This is a genomic window from Streptomyces sp. Y2F8-2 (genome assembly GCF_014905555.1).
Taxonomy (GTDB): domain Bacteria; phylum Actinomycetota; class Actinomycetes; order Streptomycetales; family Streptomycetaceae; genus Streptomyces; species Streptomyces cynarae.
This window is the reverse complement of record NZ_BNGS01000009.1, coordinates 377,822-393,891: the sequence shown is the minus strand read 5'-3', so window position 1 is coordinate 393,891 and position 16,070 is coordinate 377,822. Positions and strand designations below refer to the sequence as shown.

Genomic DNA, 16,070 nt, shown 5'->3' with positions numbered 1-16,070 from the left:
GGGCTTCCGGGTCAAGGAGATGCTGGGCGGCTTCGAGTACTGGGTGCGTGAGGGCTTCGCGTACGAGACCTGGCAGGGCCCCGGGCAGCGCGCCGCCGACCCTCTGACGGCACCTGTCCAGGACGCGGACTGCGGCTGCTGACCGACCGCCCGCCGTACCTCGGGGCGTGGGAAAACCGGGTGCGTGCGGCGCCCGCCGTCCGCATCATGGCGACCGTGCCCCGACTCCCGCAGCCCACGCCCGAAGAGCTCCGACGCGATCCGCTGCCCCTGCGCGGCCGCACCGCGCGGCTGGATCGCCACACGCCGCGAGAGCTGCTGGCCGCACCGGCTCATCGCCCACGTTGACCAGCACAAACTCGCCGACGTGCACTGCGCTTGACACGTCTCGACGACCCACCTGCGGGGCAGGACAACGAAACCGGCGGTTTTGTCGGTACGTTTGACGATTGTCACGGTCAGTCGCAGAACGGTCTTGGCTCAGGCCACCAGACGTCCGGCGTAGCCGCCATCGGCCCAGACGAGACTGATCGTGGAGAACCGTTCGCGCAGCAGCGCCAGCAGTCGGTGAGCGCCGTCGCGGTCTTGCATGCCGGCGGCGGTGACAGTCACTCAGCCCAGCGCGATTGCGGTCCACGACACCGGCGGCAGCTCGATGCTGAGCAGCCCGTCGGACAGGATCGCGCTCGGGTTCGCGTGCGGGGTCACGCGGTTCTGCTCGGTGAGTGTGTTCTTCGCATACGCATCCGGGTCGGCGAGTGTGACCGCCTCCAGAATCCGCGAGGAGCCGAGGCTGCGCACATCGACGGTGACCTGAGTGGCCTGCGAAAGCCCACGGTTGACGAGGAAGACCGCGGCCCGGTCCTCGTCGACGGTCGCGACGGCGTCGACGACGGACGCCTCGCCATGGCGTGCCGTCGTGTAGGTCGGCGCCTCGACAACGGGCCGGATCACCTCACCGGCGGCGAGCCGGCTGGTGATCGAGAACGGGTAGAAGGTCGTCTGCCGCCAGGCAGGGCCGCCGGGCTCGGTCATGATCGGTGCGATCACGTTGACCAGTTGCGCGAGCGAGGCCGAGGTGACGCGGTCGCTGTGCTTGAGCAGCGTCATCAGCAGGTTGCCGACGACGACGGCGTCCGCCACCGAGTAGACGTCCTCCAGCTGCCGGGGGGCGTGCCGCCACTCGTCGTTGACCTCGTCGGACTCATGGAACTCCTTCTGGTACCAGACGTTCCACTCGTCGAACGAGATGTTGATCTTCTTCTTGGAGCGTTTCTTGTAGCCCACGTGGTCGGCGGTCGCGACGACGGTGTCGATGAAGTAGTCCATGTCGGTCGCCGAGGCGAGGAAGGAGCCGAGGTCGCCGTCGAGCTCCTGGTAGTAGGCGTGGCAGGAGACGTAGTCGACGTGGTCGTAGGTGTGCTCGAGCACCGTGCGCTCCCAGTCGCCGAAGGTCGGCATCCAGGAGCCGGAGGAGCCGCAGACCACGAGTTCGAGGTCCTTGTCGGCCATCTTCATCGCGCCGGCGGTACGGGCGGCGAGCTTGCCGTAGTCGTCGGCGTTCAGGAAACCGGTCTGCCAGGGTCCGTCCATCTCGTTGCCGAGGCACCACATGCGGATGTTGTGCGGCTCCGGTGTGCCGTTGGCGACACGCAGGTCCGACAGCGCCGTACCGGAGGGGTGGTTGGCGTACTCGAGCAGGTCAAGGGCGGGCAGGATGCCGCGCGTGCCGAGGTTGACCGCGAGCATCATCTCGGAGTCGGTGAGCTTGAGCCAGCGGGCGAACTCGTCCAGGCCGACCTGGTTCGACTCCAGCGAATGCCAGGCGAGGTCGCGGCGGACCGGGCGCTTGTCGCGTGGGCCGACCGAGTCCTCCCAGCGGAAGCCGGAGACGAAGTTGCCGCCCGGGTAGCGGACGGTCCTGGTGCCCAGCTCCCTGACCAGTTCGACGACGTCCATACGGAACCCGTCGTCGTTGGCGCTCGGGTGTTCCGGCTCGTAGAGCCCGGTGTACACGCAGCGGCCGAGGTGTTCGACGAACGAGCCGAAGGTGCGGCGTCGGACAGGAGCGATGACGGCCTGCTTGTCGAGAATGACGTGGGCGCGGGGCAATGCAGTGGTCCTTTGCGGGTCAGGATGGGCGTGGGGCAGCGAACGCGCTACTTGACGGAGCCTGCGGTCAGGCCCTTGCGCCAGAACCGCTGGAGACTGACGAAGGCGACGAGCAGAGGGATCAGCGACAGGAACGCACCGGTGATCGGCAGCAGCAGCGGCACTCCGCTGGCGAACTCCGAGCGCCACTGCACCAGGCCCACCGTGACGGGCTGCAGTGAGGGGGTGTTGAGCATGAGCGAGGGCAGCAGGTAGTTGTTCCAGATGCCGACGAACTGGAACAGGAAGACGGTCACCAGTGCCGGGGACATCAGCGGCAGGGCGATCCGGAAGAAGGTGCGCTGTTCGCCTGCTCCGTCGAGCCGTGCGGCCTCAAGGAGTTCGTCCGGGACGGACGACGCGGCGAAGATCCGGCACAGGTAGACGCCGAACGGGCTGACACAGCTGGGCAGCAGCACCGACCAGTAGGAGTTGGTGATGTCGAGCTTGGCCATGAGCAGGAACAACGGCAGGGCGAACATCGGCGCCGGAATGAGCACCGAGGCGAGGATGACGTTGAACACGCTTTCGCGGCCGCGGAAGGTGAACTTCGACAGCGCGTAGCCGGCCATCGCGGACAGCAGGGTGCCGACGGCGGCGCCGACGAGGCTGTACAGCGCGCTGTTGGCGAGCCAGGTGGGGAAGATGCCGTCCTCGAAGCTGAACACGTTCCTGATGTTGGTGACCAGGTCGAAGTGGGAGAACCACAGCGGCGTACCGGTGTAGAGGTAGCCCGATTCCTTGGTCGAGGAGACGAACAGCCACCACAGCGGGATCAGCGTGTACAGGGCCATCAGGCCCAGCACGCCGTTGACGACGACCTTGCTCGCGATGTCGCTGCCGCGCCGGGGCGGTCGGGTCGGTCGGCCGGCCGGAATCACGCTCATGCCATCGCTCCCTTGCGCTGGTTGTACTTGAGGAATCCGAACGAGAGCACGAGGGTGATCAGCGCGAGCACGACGGACTCGGCGGCGGCCAGGTTCTGGCCGCCCACGTCCATGCCCAGGGTCGTGTTCATGATCGGGGAGAACTTCGGGTCGACGCCCGGGATGCGCGCGCTGACCAGCACTGCCGGCTCGGTGTACAGCTGCGCTGTCCCGATGATGGAGAAGACCGTGGTCAGCACCAGCGCGGGGCGCACCAGCGGGATCTTCACCGCCCACGCCAGGCGCCAGCCGGTGCAGCCGTCGAGCGCGGCGGCCTCCGTCACCTCGGCGGGGATCGTCTGCAGCGCGGAGTAGATGATCAGCATGTTGTAGCCGGTCCAGCCCCACGTGAGCATGTTCCCGATCGAGGCCGGAACCCACGACGGCGACAGGAAGTCGACGTGCATCCCGATGTGGGACAGCGGTCCGGTGAACGGCGAGAGGTCTTTCAGCAGCAGGAAGGACCACATCACCGCGGCGATCGCACCCGGCAGCGCGTACGGCAGGAAGAACGTGAGCCGGTAGGTTTTCCGCAGCCGGGCCGAGCGGGAGTCCAGCAGGAGTGCGAGCAGGAGAGCCAGGCCGAGCATGACCGGGACCTGGACGCAGCCCAGCAGCACGACCCGGACGATCGACGCGATGAAGTCGTGGTCGCTGAAGGCGTCGGCGTAGTTGGACAGTCCCGCGAACTCCGTGGTCTGCGCACCGCCGAACAGCCCGGCGCGGTGGACGGTGAAGAAGCTCTGGTAGATCGCGTAACAGATCGGCGCGACCATCATGGACAGGAAGAGCACCGCGAACGGCGCCAGGAAACCCGACGCGGTCAGCGCGTTGCGGCGGCCGGTGCGCCGCGGCCGACCGGAGGGGGAGACGCGGCGGGTGGCCGCGGGCGCCGGTCGCGGCGGTGACGCGGTCCGGGTGCTGCTGGGACTGCTCATGGAAACCTCGCTGGGCGGTTCGTCGTCAGGGAGCGGGTTCCCGCGGCGCCGGACACTGGCGGCCGCGGGAATCCATCGGGGGCTGAAGTCCCGCTGCCTCAGCCGTTGGTCACCGACAGTCCGAGCTTCTTGATCGCGGCGACCGTCGAGGCCTGGACCTTGGTGACCGCGTCCGGCAGGGTGCCCTGACCGATGGCACCGGTGAAGTCCGACTCGACCTGCTGGAAGGTCGGGCCGTTGGTCCAGGTGCTGGGCACCTGCGCGGCGGAGGCCTTGTACACGTCACCGACCTTCTGGCCGCCGAAGTACGGGTCACCCCCCGTGAGTGACGGGTCTTCCTGACCGGCCTTCGACGCCGGGTACAGCCCGCCTTCGATGCCCGTCTTCACGGCCTGCGGGTCACTGGACAGGAAATCGGCGAACTGCACTGCTTCGCGGGGCGTCTTGCACCCGGTCATCACCGAGGTGGCCGAGCCGCCGCCGCTGGCGCTCTTGCCGTCGCCGGCCTCCCAGGTCGGCATCGGGGCGACCCTCCACTTGCCGGCCTCGCCCTTCAGGTCCGACTTCAGACCGCCGGCGGCCCAGGCCGGGCCGACGAACGTCAGCACCTTGCCGGCTTCCGAGGCCTTGTTGAACTGCGGGTCCCAGGCGCTGCCGGTCTTCGACACCAGCCCCTTGTCCTTCAGGTCCTGCCAGTAGGAGGCGACCTTGCGGGTGCCGGGGTTGTCGATGCTGACGGTCCAGCTGTCTCCCTTGGCCGAGTACCAGGACTGGCCGGTCTGCAGGGTGAAGGCCGCCAAACCGCCGGCGTCGCCGAGCATGGGGCCGAACTTCACACCGGGGTCGGCGGCGGTGACCTTCTCGGCGTCGGCCTTGTACTCGGCCCAGGTGGCCGGCGGCTTGGTGATGCCGTACTTGGCGAACAGGTCCTTGCGGTAGAAGAGGACCATCGGGCCGACGTCCACCGGAACCCCGTAGATCTTGCCGCCGACGCTGGAGGAGGAGACGGCCGACGGGACGTACTTGTCCATGCCGTCGCTCGCGTACTGCGTGATGTCCATGACCGAGTTCTTCACGAGCATCGACGGGATGGTCTGGTACTCGATCTGGGCCAGACACGGGCCCTTGCCGGCGGTGAGTGCGTTGCTGATCTGGGTGTAGCCGCCCTTGGGGCCCGACGGGATCTTCTTGAAGGTGATCTTGATGTTCGGGTGGGAGGCGTTCCACTGGTCGACGATCTTCTCGTAGCCGGCCCAGCCCCAGAACTCCATCTTCACCGGCCCGGCCTGGCTCTTGTCCGCGTTGTCGGAGGTGCTCTTGGTGCTGCTGCACGCGCCGAGGCCGGCCACGAGGAGCGCCGCGGTGGTGATCGTCAGAAGTCTGCGGGTGCGTATGGTGGTGCTGTCCATGTGAGGGAACCTTCTGTGACAGGGGCTGACTTGATGGATGGCCGGTGGGCGGGCGGGCAAGGCCCGTCTACCGGCTGCTGCTGAACTCCACGCCGAACGCGGTGGTGACCGCGGCCAGGACGTGCGGTGCCGACGGGCCCGGGCCGCAGGCCGTGCTGCCGAGGCCGTGGTGGGCGTGGTCGAGGTGCAGATGGAGTCTGCCGTCGCGGACCAGGTCGTGCTGGTGGGCCGCGGCGGCCAGGGCTTCGGTGCTCCATGGACGAACTGTCAGGTCGATGACCGGGTCGCCGGTGATGAGCAGGGTGCCGTCCGGGGTGGTGATCCTGGCTCGGCGGACTTGGTGGCGGTTGCCGTTCTCCTGCGGGCGGACCTGAGGGATCTGCATCGCCGAGACGGTCGACAGGTGGCGGCCGACGCGAGCCGCGGCGCGGGAGTCGCGGTACGCCTCACCGGGACCGGGACCGAACCACTCGACTTCGGCGTCGGTGCCGGGCAGCGACATCGCGACCCCCAGTCGGGGCAGCGGCACCGACCATGGGCCGTCGGGGGTGACGACGGCTTCCAGCCGGAGCCGGGCCTGGCCCGCATCCGGTGTGTCGCAGGCCGTCCAGCGGTAGACCACACCGAGCCCGGAGGAGGACCCGGCGGCGGCCAGCCGGGCGGTGACCGTGAGACCCGACGCGTCGGGCTCGACACCCAGGACATCGTGGCGCATCCGGTGCAGTCCGGCGGCGAGCCAAGCGCCGATCTGCGGCTCGCCGAAGGCGCTGAGCAGGTCGTTGTCGATCGGGGCCCGCCAGACGTCCAGCCTCGGACCGTCGAGCTCCAGGTCGCCGAGCCGTATCAGCACCCCCGTGCGGGCGTCGAACCGCGCGGGCCCCAGTGCGATGTACCCGTCACGGGCGATCGCCGGCGCCGGAGTGAAGGGGACGGGTGAGGCGGCCGGAGCCACGACCAGCCCCTGGGCCCAGGCGATCTCGTGACCGGCCCCGGCCCAGGTCTCGTCGGCGGCGAGCACCGCGGTCACGGTCAGCCACACCTCGTGGCCGGAGTCGTTCTTGCGCGCCGCATCGAGCGCGGCGGTGACCTCGGCGGGCCATTCGACGGTCGTCGTCGCGCCCGGAGCGGTCGCGGGCACGGTCAGGCCGCCGGAGCCCACCGGCTCGCCGCCGTCCTCGACGGTCCAGCGGAAGTCCAGGTAGCCGCTGTCGCGGACGTGGTGCAGGTTGTGCACGCTGATCTGCCGGGTCGCCGGGTCGATGTGGATCCGGACCGGTTCGATGACCTTCTTGTACTCGACCAGACCCGGCGACGGCGTGCGGTCGGGGAAGAGCAGCCCGTCGGCGACGAAATTGCCGTCGTGGACCTCCTCGCCGAAGTCGCCGCCGTAGGCGTAGAACGTGTGGGGGTCCTCCTGCCCGGTGAGCCGGGCGATCCCGTGGTCGATCCACTCCCAGATGAATCCACCGGCCAGGCGCGGATGTGCCTCGATGACCTGCTGGTACTCGGACAGCCCGCCGGGGCCGGTGCCCATGGCGTGTCCGTACTCGCACAGCACGGCCGGCAGGGCGCGGCGGTGTGCGTCGTCGGCCGGATCAGCCGTCGGTGCCTCCTGGCCGCGTCCCACGGCGGCCAGCTCGTCCACACCGATGTACATGCGGGAGTACAGGTCGACGTATGCGCAGCTCGCGAAGTCGCCCTCGTAATGGATCAGGCGGCTGTCGTCGCGCTGCCGGATCCACGCGGCTGCGGCGGCCAGGTTGGCTCCGGTGCCGGACTCGTTGCCCAGCGACCAGACGATGACCGAGGGGTGGTTCTTGTCGCGCTCCACCAGCCGCTCGGCCCGGTCCAGGTAGGCCTCGCGCCACGCGGGGTCGTCGCTGGGGTTGCGCCGCCAGCCGCCGGGTTCAAAGCCGTGCGTCTCGAGGTCGCCCTCGCAGAACACCCACAGGCCGTGCTCGTCGCACAGGTCCAGGAAACGGTGGTCGGGCGGGTAGTGGCTGGTGCGCACCGCGTTGATGTTGTGCTGCTTCATGAGCAGCACGTCGGTCACCATGGTGTCCTCGGTCAGGGTCCGCCCCGTCAGCGGATGCCATTCGTGGCGGTTGACGCCCCGCAGGGAGATCGGCCTGCCGTTCACGGTCAGGACGCCGTCCACGACGGCCACGGAGCGGAAGCCGATGCGCAGCGGTATCCGCTCGCCGGCTTCGGAGACCAGTTCCCCCGTGTACAGACGCGGCTGCTCGTCCGACCAGGGCTCGATGCCGTCGATCACGTGCGGGCCGGCCGGATCGGCGGCGGATATGCCGAGCTCGGGCACGGACAGGGACACCCGGGTGGGGGCGGTGACGTCGACGGTCAGGGTGCCCTGCCCCGTCGTGTGGTCGTAGGCGGCGTGGACGAAGAAGTCCTCGACACCGCGGGCGGCCACGGACACCGACCGGAAGATCCCGGACAGCCACCACATGTCCTGGTCTTCCAGGTAGCTGCCGGACGACCACTGGTGCACGCGGACCGCGAGTACGTTCCGGCCGGGCCGCAGACCGGCGGAGACGTCGAACTCGGTGGTCAGCCGGCTGCCCTTGCCGTCGCCGAGCCGGATCCCGTTGAGCCACACGGCGAACGCGGAGTCGACACCCTCGAACCGGAGCACCGCAGCCGATGCCGGGAACCCGTCCGGAACGTCGAACTCGCGGCGGTACTCGCCGGTCGGGTTCTGCCGGGGCACCCGCGGCGGGTCGACCGGGAACGGGTACAGGATGTTGGTGTAGGCCGGGGCACCGTAGCGCGGCTCGCCGGGCAGGCCGGTCATCTGCCAGCAGGACGGCACGGCGAGCAGGTCCCAGGCGGTGTCGTCGAAGTCCGGCGCGGCGAAGTCCCCGATGAGGTCGTCCAGCCCCGACGCCAGTCGGAATCTCCAGTCGCCGTCGAGCGCGATCGTGGGCAGGTCGGAAGCGAACGCGGCGCGCGGCCGAAGCCGTCCGGTGCCCGGCGACCGGTCTTCGACGTAGGCGTTGGGGTCGAGGCCGCTCATCAGTAAAGGTGTTTCCTTTCAAAATGCCCCGTCATAGCGGGCAACGGCATGGAAGGACTGCGCCGGCGGCTCATGAGGGTGTGCCGTGGCAGGTCAGGCGGTGCCAGGTGCCAAGCGGTCGCGCCGGGCGGGACCGCTGCTGTCCCGGACGGTCAGGGTCGGGCGCAGCAGCGATACGACATTGGTCGGCGGCCGGCCCGAGTCGACGGCCCGCAGCAGCAGTTCGACGGCCTGCTGGGCCATCTCGCGTTTGGGGAAGGTGACCGTGGTCAGTGCCGGTCGGATCCGCCCGACTTGGGCGATGTCGTCGAAGCCGACGACGCTGACGTCGTCGGGGATCCGCCGCCCGGACCGGACCACCGCTTCTATGGCACCGACGGCCAGGACGTCGTGGGTGGCGAAGATCGCCGTCAGCTCCGGATCCGCCTCCAGCGCCGCGCAGGCCGCGGCGAAGCCGCCGGCGGCGTCGTCGCTGGTGCAGGCGAACACCTTGCGGTCGTCCAGCTCGTCGGGGGCGAACGCCCGGCGCAACCCCACGACGCGCGGCGTGTGCGCGGGGAGGTCGGCGACCACAGCGACGTTCCGGTGGCCGAGATCCCGCAGGTGAGACCCGGCCAGGAACCCGGCGTGCTGGTAGTCGATGGACACCACCGGGAGTGTGGTCGGCGGGTCGCCCTCCCAGGCGAACAGCGCGACCGGGAAGTTGGCCGCGGCGAGCATCGGCAGCTGCTGTTCGACGCCGTTGTCCCCGGCGACCAGCAGTGCGTCCACCGAGCGCGCGGTGAGGTTCTCCAGGTGGGCCCGGGTGTAGTCGGGATCGTCGCGCGTCGTTGCGAGCAGCAGGTTGTATCCGTGGCCGACCAGGAGGTTCTCCACCTCCTCGACCACCTCCGAATAGAACGCGTTGGCCACCGATGGCACGAACAGCCCCACTGTCGACGTGCTGCCGGTGCGGAGTGAGCGCGCCACCAGGTTCGGCTTGTAGCCGAGTTCCGCGATCGCCTTGTTCACCTTCGCCAGGGTCTCCGGCCGCACCTTCTTGCCGGACACCACGTTGGAGACGGTCTGCTTCGTGACTCCCGCCCTCGCGGCCACATCCGCCATTGTCACCACGTAGGCTCCCGAAACTTTTATCGATCCACGAAAGTGGCGTCAGCGTAGGGCGACTGTCGCAGGAGGGCAAGGCTTCGTACCGTGGCCGTGATTCAGCCGTTACGCAGCGCGGTGAGGGCGTCATGAGCAAGTCATGGCTGTTTCAGCGACTTTAAGTGCGCGGAGCATTGACGGTTCCGGAAGTGCGACAGTAACGTCCCCGCCACGCTGATCCTATGGATCGGTCAACGTGGCGGGGTCAACGTGGCGGTGTCACCCCTGGTCCACCGCGCGCAACAACACTCGATGTCACCTCGCGCTCCCGCGCTCGGTGCGTCGGGGTGGTCCTCTCGGCCGCGACGGCCCCCAACGGCCGCGGTCCGGCCGCGGTCCGGCCGCAGCATCGCGAATGCTCCGCGCCGTCTCCAGCAGGCGGCGAGCGCCTGAACAGACCTGGAGAGGTCTCGTCCTGAGGAGAGGCAGACATGATCAGACCGGCCGGCGGCGACGCCGACCCGAACCCGGCCCCGGCGCGACGCAGTTCGCGCGTGAAGCGCTTCATCGCGGCCGCTGCCGGTGCCACCATCACGGCGGCGAGCCTCATGCTCACCGGCGTCGTCCCCGCACACGCCGCCACCACCGTCCACACGTACGCACCGACGGGAGTGGGAGGCGGTACGACGACGTCCCCGGACGTGGCGTCCACCAAGTACCAGGTGCAGGTCGCCGGTACGCCCGTCCAGGCTGTCCAGTACACCGAGAACGGCCACAACTTCGACATCGCGCGCTTCGCGTCGGACTCCCGGACACCGACGATCACGGTCACGCTGCCCAGCACCACGATCGACACGGTGAACATCTACCCGGCGCGCTACTACCCCTCCAGCAGCGTCTCGGTGAGCGCGGACAAGCACACCCTGACGTTCCAGATGTCAGCGGCCGCCGGGTTGAACCAGGCGATCGTGATGGTCAACGGCGACTCGACCAACGCCACGGGACAGCCCTACCTGGCGGTCGTCAACGACCCTCTGGAGGATCCGGCGCAGCGTCCGAACACCACGAGCGCCTCGGACGGTTCCGGCGTCAACCTGCAGACCGGTGTCCTCAACTTCCAGGAGTTCGCCGCGAAGTACCTCGCGGCGCACCCGAACAGCGCGGCTCAGAAGGCTCCCGCCGCGACGACGAGCTCCATGGCCGGCAAGACCGTCAACGGCACGGCCATCCCCGCCGGTCAGCAAACCTCGGCCGGGAGCCTGGTGAGCGCGAGCAGCGTCAATGTGCGGTACCCGAAGGTGCGGGTGATGGCCGCAGGCGACGTCACGTACGCCCTGCAGGCCGCCATCGACACCATCAAAGCCAACCCCACGGCGCTCAACACGCTCTACTTCCCGAACGGCACGTACGTGTGGTCCGGTCTCCTGGTCAACGGTGTGGACGGCAGCAAGCTCAAGGGCGGCAGGCTGAAGATCTACACCGACGAAGGGGCCCTGCTGAAGAACCGCATCCAGGCGTACATGGAGGCGTTCGAGCCGGCGATCGGGATCATCAACTCGAGCAACATCGAAATCGACGGCCGCGGCGTCTTCGACGGCAACGGCGTGGCGAACTACAACGCCTCCAGCAGCGGTGATCTGCACGACGCCTACCGCAGCCAGCACCAGGGCGGCGTCATGGTCATGCACTCGTCGGACATCACGTTCAACGACACCTACGAGCGCAACGCGAAGCAGTGGAACTACGAGACCCACAGCGCCAACCGCGTGACGTTCAACAACATCAAGGCCCTCACCCCGTACCGCCAGCCCTGGATAGACGGGACGGACTTCGCGAGCGGCCAGGACATCACCGCCAACGGCGTCTTCACCCTCGGCAACGACGACGCGTTCGCCTCCGGCCACTACAACCCCAGCGACGGATTCACCCCGCTGGCCTCCGGCGTGTGGAACAACTTCCAGCTCGGCACCTCCACGGCCGACGTCCAGGGCTATGTCAACGCGGTAGCCGCCCACGACACCGTCGCCGACGATCTCGGGTTCAACAACTACCACTGGGACAACGAGGACTCGAAGAACATCTCGGTCAGCAACACGCTGAACTGGTCCGTCGCCGCCGGCAACGCGATCCGGCTCGGATGGAGTTCGTACGGATACCGGCTCACCAACTACACGTTCGACAACTTCAACTCCGTGTCGCCGTTGGCCGGCGGCATCTTCACGCACAACAGCCCCAACCCGTACCCGCGCATCCAGAGCATCGTGGTGAAGAACAGCTCGATCGACACCTCCCGGTTCACCAAGGGACCGATCGGGCTCAACGGCGGCAACGGATCCACCCAGACCATCACCGCCGACCAGCAGGCGACCTACGGGTTCGCCCCCAACCCCGACGGGTCGGGCACCGCGTACACGTACACCCGGGCCCCGATCGGCACCTTCAAGCTCGACAACGTGTGGTTCTCGCAGCAGAACACGAGCAGCACGCTGAACGGCACCACGAACGCGACGCTGAACAACATCCGCGTCGCCGGCCAGCTCGTCGAATACACCAGCCAGCTCCCGCTGACGACGAGCGGGATCGGCACGCTGACCACCACCTACACGGACGCGAACGGCCAGACCCAGAACGTCAAGGCCGGCGCCCTCACCAACGGTGACACCTGGGTGGGTGCGTGGACCGGCGACCAGACCAAGAACAACTCCACGGACCTGACCCTCATCACCCGCAACACCGGGACCGGCCTGATGGGCGAGCAGTACACCACAGGATCCGGGGACGGAAAGCTCTCCTACATCCAGTTCCCCCTCAGCAGCCTCACCAGGGCACCCAGCCAGGCGACGCTCCACCTCACCTACGTCGGCCACCGCTATTCGACGGTCCCGTCGACTGACACCGACCAGTTGCTCGTGCAACCCGTCAGCGACACCACCTGCACCGGCGGCGGCACGTCCTGCCCGATCAACACGATGACCTGGCAGAACCGGCCGAGCTTCACCGCCACGACCTCCTCCGTCGCGAAGTCGGCCACCTTCACCCTCGGTTCGACCCTCATCCCCGAGGGCGGCGGGACCCACCAGGGCAACGCCATCGACGGCCGCGACATCACCGTCGACATCACCTCCTTCGTCCAGAACGCCTATGCGGCCAACCAGTCCACGCTCCTGCTCGCCGTCTGCAACGCGGGGGGCACCAACCACGAGCTGCGCTTCGTCAGCTCCGAAGGCGCCACCGGCTCCGGAAAGCTCACCAATGGGACCGCCGAGATGGCGCCCGGGGTGACCCTGACCCCGTAGACACTCGAGGCCGGTCCGTCCCCGCGGGGCGGGCCGGCCTCAGCCGTCCGGTTCTGCCGTCGACGGCTGATCCAGCCACCGCATGTCTGACAAAGCGCTGTTGTCCACCACCGCACCCGCACCGGTGGCACCCCTGTGCCCAGTTGTCCTCACCGTCCGACAACGGAGTCGCCCCATGCCGCTGCCCGACCTTCCCCTCAACCGTCGGCGTTTCCTCACCACGGCCGCCCTCGCCGCCGGCGCCACGGCCCTGCCCGGCTTCGTCTTCGCCTCCCAGGCCGCCGCGGCCGTACCGCCCCAGGTCACCCTGCCCGACCGCGGCATCTGGGACAACGCCACCGCCTCCGCCTGGACCGACGGGTTCCTGAGCGGAAACGGCGAGTACGGGGCCGTCTACTACGGGGAGCCGACGCTCGAGAAGGTGATCTTCAATCATCACCGGTTCGTGCTGCCCAACGGCAGCCGGAGCGTCATGCCGCCGGTGATCTCCGGCAAGCTGGAGGCGGCCCGGGACAAGGCGCTGGCCGGTGACTACGCCGGGGCCTCCACGACCTTCGCAGGCGGCTGGAGCCTGCGGTGGACGCAGAGCTTCCACCCCGGCTACGAACTGCAGCTGAGCACCCCGGGCATGACCACCGTCAACGACTTCGCCCGCATCACCGACTTCCGCACCGGAGAGGTCACCCACACCTGGACCGACCAGTACGGCACCTGGAAGCGCCACGTCTTCGTCTCCCGCGCCGACCAGGTCATCGTCCACGAGCTGCTGCCCGCCACCGGCCGCACCGTGGACACCACCATCAGCGTCAACACCGCTCTTGCGGGCGTGCCGACCAGCGTGTCCTTCTCCACCACCGCCACCGTCACCAGCGGCGACGGTTACCTGAACCTGCGCGGCACCTACCCCTCCGGCGGTGCCTACGGCTACGAGGGCGTCACCCGCGTCGTGGTCTCCGGCAGCGGCTCCTCCGTCACCGCCAGCGGGCAGACCCTGGTGGTCGCCAAGGCCACCAAGGTGCTGCTGCTGACCAAGCTCGGCCGGTACGAGACCTCCACCGGCTGGAACAGCCAGCCCCTGCAGACCGCCCTCGCCGCGCTGACGGCCGACTACGCCACCCTCCTGGGCCGCCATGCCCCGAAGCACCAGGCCATGTACGACCGCTCCAGCATCGACCTGAACGTCTCCGCCGCCGACCGCCGGCTGGCCACCAGCGAGCTCATAGCCCGCCAGAACAGCAACGCGTCCGCCATCGACGTCGCACTGCTGGAGAGGATGTACGACTCCGGCCGCTATCTCTTCATCAGTTCCAGTGGCGTCCTGCCACCACGCCTGACCGGCATCTGGACCGGCACCTGGAACGGCTCCTGGGCCGACGACTTCACCACCGACGCCAACATCAACCTGCAGGTCGCCGGGGGCAACATCCTCGACCTCACCGACGCCATGCAGGGCTACTTCGACCTGATCCTCGGGCAGCTGCAGCACTGGCGCGACAACGCCACCAACCTCTACGGCGCTCGCGGCTTCCTCGCCCCGTCCCGCACCGACGGCGAGTACGGGCACATGCTGCACTTCAACAGCGGCAGCTTCCCCGGCGAGGCCTGGACCGGCGGCGCCGACTGGCTGCTCTACCCGCTTCTGGAGTACTACCAGGTCACCGGCGACAGTGCCTTCCTGAAGAACAAGCTCGGCCCGGCCCTGATGGAACTGGCCCTGTTCTACGAGGACTTCCTCACCCGCACCGACTCCAGCGGCAAGGCCGTCTTCGTCCCCTCCTACTCCATGGAGAACACCCCGACCAGCACCGGCCAGGCGTTCTCCATCAACGCCACCGGCGACATCATGGCCGGCCGGCACGCCCTCCAGGCGGCGATCGACGCGGCCAACACCCTTGGCCTGGAGCAGGGCAGCGGCCAGGGCGTGCAGCGCTGGACCGCTCTTCTCGCCAAGCTGCCCGACTACACCGTCAACAGCGACGGGGCGCTCGCCGAGTGGTCCTGGCCGGGCCTGACCGACCGCTACAACCACCGGCACGTCCAGCACCTGTACGGCGCCTGGCCGCTGCACGAGATCAACCCCGAGGACAAGCCCGACCTGGTCAAGTACGCCCGCACGGCCCTGGACAAGCGAGGCGACCAGAATTATTCCGCCCACGGCAGCCTCCACCGGGCGCTGGCCCGCGCCCGCCTGAAGGACGGCCCCGGCGTCTACGGCAACCTGCTGAAGATCTACGGCCAGAACATGGTGTGGCGAAGTCTGATGACCTCCCACAACCCCAACCTGGACATCTACAACTGCGACGCCGCCAACACCATCCCCGCCGTCCTCGGCGAAGCACTCGTCTACACCCGCCCCGGTGTCCTTGAGATCCTCCCCGCCCTCCCCGACCAGCTCACGAAGGGCACCATCAACGGCGTCCGCGGCCGCAACCGCGTCACCATCCAGTCGCTGTCCTGGGACACGGCGGCCCGCACGGCCACCGTCACGCTCACCTCCGACATCGACCAGAACATCACCTTCATCTGCCGGCGCGGCATCACATCCATCAGCACCGGCGCGACGGTCACCACGTCGTCGCTGGGCAACCACGCCCGCATCGTGTCGCTGACCGCAGGAACGAGCACCACGATCACGATCGGCCTGCTGACCGGCCCCTTCAAGCTGGTCAACCGCAAGAGCGGCAAGGTCATGGACGTCTCCGGCTCCTCCACCTCCGACGGCGGGCCCGTCATCCAGTACACGTGGTCCGGCAGCGCCAACCAACAGTGGAAGCTGCTCCCCGACTACGACGGGTCCTACCGCCTGTCCAACGTCAACAGCGGCAAGGTGCTCGACGTCCCGGGCAGCTCCACCAGCAGCGGCACAGCCCTGGACCAGTGGTCGGACGCCAACGGCACCAACCAGTGGTGGAAGCTCGTTCCGGCGGCCACCAGCGGCTACTACCGCCTCGTCAACATCAAGAGCGGGCTGTGCGCGGACGTGCAGAGTGGATCCACCGCCGACGGCGCCAAGGTCATCCAGTGGCCCGCCAACGGCGGCTCCAACCAGGAATGGCAGCCAGTGGGGCTGTGACGGCCCTGGGCACGTGAGCGGCGGCCCCGTCTCCGGCTGCAACCCGATGCACAAGGAAGGCGCGATCATCCTCGGCATCGGAGGTGACAACAGCAAGTGGGCCCAGGGCACCTTCTATGAAGGCGTCATGACCTCGGGCTACCCCTCGGACACACCC

Annotated in this window: 8 protein-coding genes and 2 pseudogenes; 4 read left to right on the top strand and 6 right to left on the bottom strand. The window is 68.5% G+C overall.

The window, feature by feature from the left end; genetic code table 11:
- Positions 1-142: pseudogene (locus tag SY2F82_RS39205) on the top strand (rhodanese-like domain-containing protein); the annotation flags it as partial.
- Positions 143-612: 470 nt separating this feature from the next.
- On the opposite strand, the gene SY2F82_RS29200 reads toward SY2F82_RS39205, so the two are convergent.
- The 6 genes from SY2F82_RS29200 to SY2F82_RS29175 form a co-directional block, all read right to left on the bottom strand.
- Positions 613-2,112 carry an alpha-N-arabinofuranosidase gene (locus SY2F82_RS29200; protein ID WP_200422141.1) on the bottom strand — a complete coding sequence of 500 codons (1,500 nt, stop codon included), beginning with the start codon at positions 2,110-2,112 and terminating at the stop codon, positions 613-615.
- 47 nt (positions 2,113-2,159) lie between these two features.
- Positions 2,160-3,038, bottom strand: a complete 879-nt coding sequence (locus SY2F82_RS29195) for a carbohydrate ABC transporter permease (protein WP_200422140.1) — start codon at positions 3,036-3,038, stop codon at positions 2,160-2,162.
- Entirely contained in the window at positions 3,035-4,015 is a 981-nt protein-coding gene (locus tag SY2F82_RS29190) for a carbohydrate ABC transporter permease (RefSeq protein ID WP_200422139.1), read from the bottom strand. The genes SY2F82_RS29195 and SY2F82_RS29190 overlap by 4 nt, the downstream gene beginning before the upstream one ends.
- A 98-nt stretch (positions 4,016-4,113) precedes the next feature.
- Positions 4,114-5,424 carry an ABC transporter substrate-binding protein gene (locus tag SY2F82_RS29185; RefSeq protein ID WP_200422138.1) on the bottom strand — a complete coding sequence of 437 codons (1,311 nt, stop codon included), beginning with the start codon at positions 5,422-5,424 and terminating at the stop codon, positions 4,114-4,116.
- Positions 5,425-5,491: 67 nt separating this feature from the next.
- On the bottom strand, positions 5,492-8,458 hold the full coding sequence (locus SY2F82_RS29180; RefSeq protein ID WP_200422137.1) for a glycoside hydrolase family 2 TIM barrel-domain containing protein: 2,967 nt from the start codon (positions 8,456-8,458) through the stop codon (positions 5,492-5,494).
- Positions 8,459-8,551: 93 nt separating this feature from the next.
- On the bottom strand, positions 8,552-9,562 hold the full coding sequence (locus tag SY2F82_RS29175; protein WP_308437796.1) for a LacI family DNA-binding transcriptional regulator: 1,011 nt from the start codon (positions 9,560-9,562) through the stop codon (positions 8,552-8,554).
- Positions 9,563-10,035: 473 nt separating this feature from the next.
- Between SY2F82_RS29175 and SY2F82_RS29170 the strand changes: the two genes are divergently transcribed.
- The 3 genes and pseudogenes from SY2F82_RS29170 to SY2F82_RS39965 form a co-directional block, all read left to right on the top strand.
- Positions 10,036-12,840, top strand: coding sequence for a DNRLRE domain-containing protein (locus tag SY2F82_RS29170; protein WP_200422135.1), 2,805 nt, complete (start codon positions 10,036-10,038; stop codon positions 12,838-12,840).
- 175 nt (positions 12,841-13,015) lie between these two features.
- The gene (locus SY2F82_RS39570; protein ID WP_200422134.1) at positions 13,016-15,913 is read left to right on the top strand and encodes an RICIN domain-containing protein; all 2,898 of its coding nucleotides are present in this window, start codon (positions 13,016-13,018) and stop codon (positions 15,911-15,913) included.
- Positions 15,828-16,055 (top strand): annotated as a pseudogene (locus SY2F82_RS39965) (arabinofuranosidase catalytic domain-containing protein); the annotation flags it as partial. The gene SY2F82_RS39570 and the pseudogene SY2F82_RS39965, both read left to right, overlap by 86 nt.
- Positions 16,056-16,070 lie beyond the last annotated feature (15 nt).